Here is a 244-nt window from a genome sequence, read left to right as displayed (position 1 = left end):
TAACTCCCAAGACCTAATAGCCTTTGGACTCCAAGAGCGCTGACCCCATTCTTTTGATTTGTAATAAACCAGACAGCTGCAAACCAACTTTTCATGGGGCTTCTTGTTTTGTCAAAAAGTGTTCTTGATGTTACTGAACACTGAGAACGGCAAGCATGACATTTTAACTTGCCATTACTTAACTGATAAGGTGATTGATGGCTCGAACAGCTTGGGCAAATGAATCCGTTTGGCCAACGAAGTG

The 244-nt window shown here is 42.2% G+C and carries 1 protein-coding gene; it reads right to left on the bottom strand.

The genetic code is table 11. The features are described 5' to 3' along the window. On the bottom strand, nt 1–244 hold a 244-nt coding region (locus HG547_RS20710; RefSeq protein ID WP_169548862.1), incomplete at both ends, for a transposase.

The sequence above is a fragment of the Shewanella sp. DNRA4 genome, from assembly GCF_012843185.1.
Taxonomy (GTDB): domain Bacteria; phylum Pseudomonadota; class Gammaproteobacteria; order Enterobacterales; family Shewanellaceae; genus Shewanella; species Shewanella xiamenensis.
Note: the sequence above shows the minus strand (reverse complement) of the source record. Positions and strands in the feature narration are given on the sequence as shown.